General features: G+C 58.4%; 5 protein-coding genes and 1 pseudogene. 4 read left to right on the forward strand and 2 right to left on the reverse strand.

Translation table 11 applies throughout. The features are described from left to right. Nucleotides 1-1251, forward strand: a 1251-nt coding sequence (gene hflX / locus WA989_RS11660; protein ID WP_424340671.1) for a GTPase HflX, incomplete at its 5' end; no start/stop codon positions are given. Here hflX and tyrS read toward each other — a convergent pair. Beyond that, on the reverse strand, nt 1252-2505 hold the full coding sequence (gene tyrS, locus WA989_RS11665; protein WP_424340672.1) for a tyrosine--tRNA ligase: 1254 nt from the start codon (nt 2503-2505) through the stop codon (nt 1252-1254). It abuts the gene before it with no gap. Nucleotides 2506-2553: 48 nt separating this feature from the next. On the opposite strand from tyrS, the gene WA989_RS11670 reads away from it, so the two are divergent. Next, nucleotides 2554-3684, forward strand: a complete 1131-nt coding sequence (locus tag WA989_RS11670) for an anhydro-N-acetylmuramic acid kinase (protein ID WP_424340673.1) — start codon at nt 2554-2556, stop codon at nt 3682-3684. Here the strand turns inward: WA989_RS11670 and WA989_RS11675 are convergent. Then, nucleotides 3681-4445: an alpha/beta hydrolase gene (locus WA989_RS11675; protein WP_424340674.1), complete on the reverse strand. Its 765-nt coding sequence runs from the start codon at nt 4443-4445 to the stop codon at nt 3681-3683. The genes WA989_RS11670 and WA989_RS11675 overlap by 4 nt on opposite strands. Nucleotides 4446-4562: 117 nt before the next feature. On the opposite strand from WA989_RS11675, the gene WA989_RS11680 reads away from it, so the two are divergent. After that, nucleotides 4563-5705, forward strand: a complete 1143-nt coding sequence (locus tag WA989_RS11680; RefSeq protein WP_424340675.1) for a cysteine desulfurase family protein — start codon at nt 4563-4565, stop codon at nt 5703-5705. 1 nt (nt 5706) lies between these two features. Further along, nucleotides 5707-6340: pseudogene (locus WA989_RS11685) on the forward strand (Fe-S cluster assembly protein SufB); the annotation flags it as partial.

Consider the following 6340-nt stretch of genomic DNA (forward strand, 5'->3'; position numbering starts at 1 on the left):
CCCGATTCCGAACGGATTAACGAGACTACGGGCCTTGTGGAAGCGCTCGGGTGCAATCTTGCTTTCTTGCGTCCTGAACATGTGCGCAAGCCAAATGCGTCTCATCTGCTTTCAGGCGGTATCCTTGAGCGGCTGCGCGAAGACATTGAGCAGAATGAATGCAATCTCTGTGTGATTGATGCCAATCTTTCGCCTGTCCAGCAGCGCAACCTCGAAACTGTACTGAAGGCAAAGGTCATTGACCGGACGGGCCTGATCCTTGAAATCTTCGGTCTTCGCGCGCGCACCAAGGAAGGCAAGCTGCAGGTCGAGCTTGCGCGTCTATCCTATGAGAGGTCTCGCCTGGTGCGCACCTGGACCCACCTTGAGCGCCAGCGCGGCGGCGGCGGCTTCTTGAGTGGTCCAGGCGAGACGCAACTCGAGGCCGACAGGCGGATGCTCGACCGCCAGCTCGCATCGCTGAAGTCAGAACTGGACGATGTAAAACGCACGCGGAAGCTGCAGCGCGAAGGCCGCCGCCAGGCAGAGTTTCCCGTTGTGGCTCTTGTCGGTTACACGAATGCGGGGAAATCGACCCTCTTCAACAGAATGACGGGCGCGAATGTCTTTGCCAGGGACATGCCTTTTGCAACGCTTGATCCGACAATCAGACGGTTTGAACTTCCCCGCATCGGCGATGCAGCGCTGGTCGACACGGTTGGTTTCATAACAGATCTGCCCACCCATCTTATCGACAGTTTCCGGGCCACGCTTGAAGAGACGCTGGATGCCGATCTGCTGGTTCATGTCAGGGACCGCTCAAGCGTGTTCGATGAAGAGCGCAAACAGGATGTCCTCAAGGTTCTGACCCGTCTGAAAGATGAATCCGGCAAGGAGCTGCCCCGGATTGTCGAGGCGTGGAACAAGACCGATTTGCTACCGGATGACCTGCGTGAATCGCTGCACATGTCGGCGCGAGCCGGACTTCAGGAGACGCCGGCTGTCGTCATCTCGGCTCTTACGGGGGACGGCATTGAGGACCTGCTAGAGCTGATTTCAACCGGCATCCAGGAGGAGCTCGACGCCTATCTGTTCGAGCTGCCGCCGAAATTGGGCGCGGTTAGAGCATGGCTTTTCGAACATGGCAGCGTGACCGGTGAAGACGTACTGCCGGATGGGACGGTGAAGCTGCACGTTCTCCTCAGCCAGAAACATCTCGGCCGCCTGGAAGCCGAGTTCCCTGCCGTAAGCCCGCAAATTCTCGATGACTGATCAGACAGGCTTCAGGAGGGCGTGCCGCTTTTTTCCAGCGGACAATTTGACGACGCCATCATCTGTCACGTGCTCCGTTGTGAAGAGTGCGTTCTGGTCCCGGATGCTCTCATCATTCACCTTTGCCGCGCCTTGCTTGATCAGCCGCCGGGCTTCGCCATTCGACTGGGTAAGCCCGCAAGCGGTGAAGCCAGCAGCCACCAGCATATCGGCCTCAAATTCGCTCTTGGCAATTTCGGTTGTCGGCAGGGCGTCATCTACGCTTCCTGCACCGAACACCGCAGCGGCAGCGCGTTCAGCATCTTCAGCCGCTTGCTCGCCGTGCAGCATCGTCGTCGTAGCATTGGCCAGCGCGATCTTCGCTGAATTGATGTCAGCGCCTTGCAAGGCTTCGAGGCGTTCGATTGCACTGAGCGGCATATCCGTGAACAGTCGCAGAAAACGGCCGACATCGGCGTCTTCGGTATTTCGCCAGAATTGCCAGTATTCGTACGGCGATTTTCGCTCCGCATTCAGCCAGACAGCGCCATCGGCCGTCTTGCCCATCTTTCCGCCGGAGGCGGTGGTAATGAGGTGTGAGGTCAGGCCATAAGCCTCGCCATCAGCAACGCGCCGCGTCAGGTCCACGCCATTCACGATATTGCCCCACTGGTCGGAACCGCCAAGCTGCAGACGCACGCCATGGCGTCTGTAGAGCTCAAGGAAATCGTAAGCCTGAAGCAGCATGTAGTTGAATTCGAGGAAGGTGTAGGGCTGTTCATTGCGCAACCGCCGGTCCACCGTTTCCTGCTTGATCATCGTGTTGATCGTGAAGTGCACGCCATAATCACGCAGGAATTCGACATAGCCAATTGTTGAGAGCCACTCGTCATTGTTGACCATGATCGCATCGGTCGGCCCGTCTCCGAACGTCAGAAAAGGCGCGAATGCCTTCTTGATGCCATCCATGTTTGACTGGATCTGATCATCGGTGAGCAGAGGCCGTGATTTTTCCTTGTCCGTCGGATCGCCGACCTTGGTTGTCCCGCCACCCATGAGCACGACCGGCTTGCCGCCAGCCTGCTGCAGGCGCCGCAGCATCATGATCTGCAGGAGAGACCCGACATGAAGGCTGTCGGCGGTGGCATCAAAGCCGATATATCCGACAGGCGTATCGTTCAGGCAGTACTCGTCCAGCGCGTCTGGATGTGTAATCTGCTTGATGAAGCCGCGTTCTTCGAGTGTGCGAAGAAATTCGGATTTGTACTGGCTCATGGCTCGAACTCCATTATCGAGAGCGCTGCTAGCAGGGTGAGGTGATAATTGGAACAGGATAGAGACGAATTCGAGCCGATTTGGGCAGCAGGCTTCATGTCGGGAACGTCCATCGATGCCGTAGATGCTGCGCTCATTCTGACAGATGGAATTCGCGTGCTCGACTTCGGACCCGTTGTGGAGCGGAAGTACGCACCCGACGAACGCCTGGCGCTCAAACAGGCGACAGAGGCAGCGCGGCATTGGAACTGGGATGGTGCACCGCCTGAAGCTGCATTCGCGAAAGCAAGGTCCGTCATCACCAGAACGCATCTCGATGCCTGGGCTGAGCTCATCGACAGGTTTGACGGACAAGTCCCCAAGATTGCGGGTGTCCATGGCCAGACTGTGCTGCATCGCCCTCCCACCGCCGCACAGACTGGGGCAACGCTCCAGCTCATTGATGCAGAGGCGCTCCATGAGGGCCTCGGAACGCCGCTCGCTTATGATTTCCGGACAGATGATGTCATGGCGGGCGGGCAGGGCGCACCGCTTGCGCCGGCGTATCACGCGGCGCTACTGGACATGGTTGCAAGCGCTGAGAGCGCAGCGGTCCTCAATCTCGGCGGTGTCGCGAATATTACCTATAGGGAAGCTCAGGGCAATCTTCTCGCCTTCGATACGGGGCCTGCGAATGGTCCGATCGATGAGTGGGTCGACCGGCACGACGCAGGCACGTGCGATGAGGGCGGCAAGCTTGCCGCTGCCGGACATGTGGACGAGAGCTCGCTCGCCCTCTGGATGGACAATCCCTGGTTTGACGCTCCGCCGCCAAAGAGCCTCGACCGCTATGATTTCAGCGCTGTTCTAGCGGGCGGCCTGTCACTGGAAGACGGCGCTGCGACCCTGACTGCACTGTCAGCAGAAGCGGTAGGTCATGCCGTCAAAAGCTTCAAAGAGCGCCCAGCATATCTCATCGTCTGCGGAGGGGGGCGGCACAATCCGGAACTGATGAGACAGCTTGATGCTCGCGTGCCGAGCACTGTCAGAACAGCAGAAGACGTTGGCTGGCTCGGCGACTCAATCGAGGCACAGGCCTTTGCTTTTCTGGCGGTGCGAACCCTGAGAGGTCTTCCGCTCAGCTGGCCGGGAACGACTGGTGTTGCAAAGCCGATGACAGGCGGAAAAGTTCTTTCCTAGTCGTCATCATCCTCATCGTCGTCATCGCCTTCGATGGAGTCCTCTGGATCTGCCTTGTTGGGAATGGCCGCCTGGCCACGGACTTTCTTGGTGTCGACTTCGGCGCGCATCTTCTGCTCATCTTCGATCAGGCGGCGGTCGACATAGGTTTCACAAAGGTCAAGAAGCTCATCCTGCTTGCCCTGGAAGAAGTGGTTCGCGCCTGCGATCGAATCCCGTTCAATCACTTCGCCCTTCTGTACACGGACCTTGGTCAGCGCGCGCTCGACATCCTTCGGCCCGGAAATCTTGTCCGCTTCGCCTGAAATGATCAGGCCAGAGGCAGGGCAGGGGGCGAGGAATGAGAGGTCGTAATGGTTGCACGGCGGCGCAATGGCGAGGAAGCCATCGATCTCGGGCCGGCGCATCAGGAGCTGCAGCGTAATCCAGGCCCCGAAAGAATAGCCGGCGCACCAGACAAAACGCGGGCTTTCCGTCAGGTTTTCCATGTAATCAAGGACATAGGCAGCATCTTCGAGCTCACCAACGCCTTGGTCGTAGACGCCCTGGGAGCGGCCGACACCGCGCGTATTGAAGCGCAATACGCCGAAGCCGCGCTTCTCGAACATCTGGAACAGGCGGATCGTGATCGGATCCTGCATGGTCCCGCCAGCCCGCGGATGCGGATGAAGTATCAGGGCGATCGGCGCATTTTCCTGCGGCGGCTCGGTGTAACGAGCTTCAATACGACCTGCCGGACCGGGAATGATGAGTTCTGCCATCGGTGGCGCCTCTCTGCTTTGCGCTGCAATCACTGGAAGGTGGCGCTTTAGAGGAAAGCAGACTCAAAATGCAAGTTTTTGTGTAAGCCCATGCCGTGATACCCTAAGGGGTGGATCATGATTTACGCAGATTACAATGCAACTGCGCCCTTAAGGCCTGAAGCGCGGGATGCCATGCTCGAAGCGCTAGAGATCGGTGCGAACCCCTCTAGCGTTCATGGACCAGGCAGAGCGGCCCGGAAAGTATTAGAGACAGCGCGCGCGCAAGTGGCGCGGGCGATCAGCGCCATTCCTCAGGATATAATCTTTACATCAGGCGGCACCGAAGCCGCCGCGCTCGCCATTCATGGTGCAGTCCGCAAACTCGACGGCACATGCACCCTGATCGTTTCGGCTATTGAGCATGAAGCGGTCGTGAAGAATGCTGGCTACGCGGACGTTCCTGTTGAAACGGTTTATGTGACAGAATCAGGCCAGATCGATCTAGACGCGCTGCGTCAGAGACTGGAAAAGTGGGATACCGAACGGTCGGGAACGCCCATTCTCGCGCTCATGCTGGCGAACAATGAGACTGGCGTTATCCAGCCGGTGGCCGAAGCAGCTCAACTCGTCCACGAATACGGCGGGCTTGTATTCTGTGACGGCGTACAGGGGCTCGGGAAGATCCCCGTGAACGTATCGCTCCTGGGCGCTGATTATCTCAGCCTGTCGGCCCATAAAGCCGGCGGCCCTCAAGGCGTAGGTGCGTTGTGGATCAGGAGTGGTTCGCCGCTGATGGCCGTTCTTATGGGCGGCGGGCAGGAGAGATCGCTCAGGTCTGGTACCGAAAACCTGTCGGGAACCGCAGGCTTTGGAGCGGCCGCTGAGGCCGCTGTGGCCGATCTGGGAAAGCTGAAACAACTCGAAGCCTGGCGCGACGCGATGGAGGAGCGGCTGATCTCTGCGAGTGGTGTAACAGTTTTCGGGAGATCGGCACCGCGCCTGCCCAACACGTCAAATTTTGCGCTTGAAGGGTTCAGGGCCGAAACGCAGGTCATGGCGATGGATCTGGCGGGCGTTGCTGTCTCCTCTGGTGCCGCCTGCTCCAGCGGAAAGGTCAAAAGATCGGTTGTGCTCGCTGCAATGGGCGCGTCAGATGAGCTTGCGGAATGTGCAATACGCACCAGTTATGGTTGGAGAAGCACGCAGCAGGATTTCGAGCAGACAGCGGATGTCTGGCTTGAAGCTGCAAAACGCCGGGCAGTGAAGGAGACGACCTGACATGGCTGACGACATGAAAGTCAAAGAAGGCATCGATGCCGGCACGGTTGCCGCCGCCAAGGCGCTGCAATCTGAAAACTATTCAGCGGGCTTCAAGACCGACATCGAGACCGAATATGCGCCCAAGGGGCTGAGTGAAGATACGGTCCGGTTCATTTCCGAGAAGAAGGACGAGCCCCAATGGATGCTCGACTGGCGCCTCAAGGCCTATGAGCGCTGGCTCACCATGAAAGAGCCTGAATGGGCAAAGGTCGAATACGAGAAGATCGATTACCAGGACATCTACTATTACGCCGCGCCCAAGACCGGCGCCAAGTATGACTCGATCGATGATGTGCCGAAGGAAATTCTCGAAACTTATGAGAAACTCGGCATTCCGCTCCGCGAAGCTGAGGTTCTGCTGGGTGTCGAGGGGGCAGCCGATACGGCAGCGGATGCGCGCGGCACGACGCAGCCGGCCGGTAACCGCGTCGCAGTTGATGCGGTCTTCGATTCCGTTTCAGTGGCGACGACCTTCCGCAAGGAGCTCGAAAAGGCCGGCGTTATCTTCATGTCGATTTCCGAAGCTGTGCGTGAGCATCCGGAACTCGTCAAAAAGTATCTCGGGACCGGGGTGCCGCAGTCGGACAATTATT

Origin of the sequence: Henriciella sp. (assembly GCF_049649345.1) — a bacterium.
Lineage (GTDB): Bacteria > Pseudomonadota > Alphaproteobacteria > Caulobacterales > Hyphomonadaceae > Henriciella.

Excerpts from the sequence above, each read along its gene's own strand:
- tyrS (WP_424340672.1), bottom strand. The coding sequence starts at position 2,505 with ATGAGCCAGTACAAATCCGAATTTCTTCGCACACTCGAAGAACGCGGC.
- WA989_RS11675 (WP_424340674.1), bottom strand. The coding sequence starts at position 4,445 with ATGGCAGAACTCATCATTCCCGGTCCGGCAGGTCGTATTGAAGCTCGT.
- WA989_RS11680 (WP_424340675.1), top strand. The coding sequence starts at position 4,563 with ATGATTTACGCAGATTACAATGCAACTGCGCCCTTAAGGCCTGAAGCG.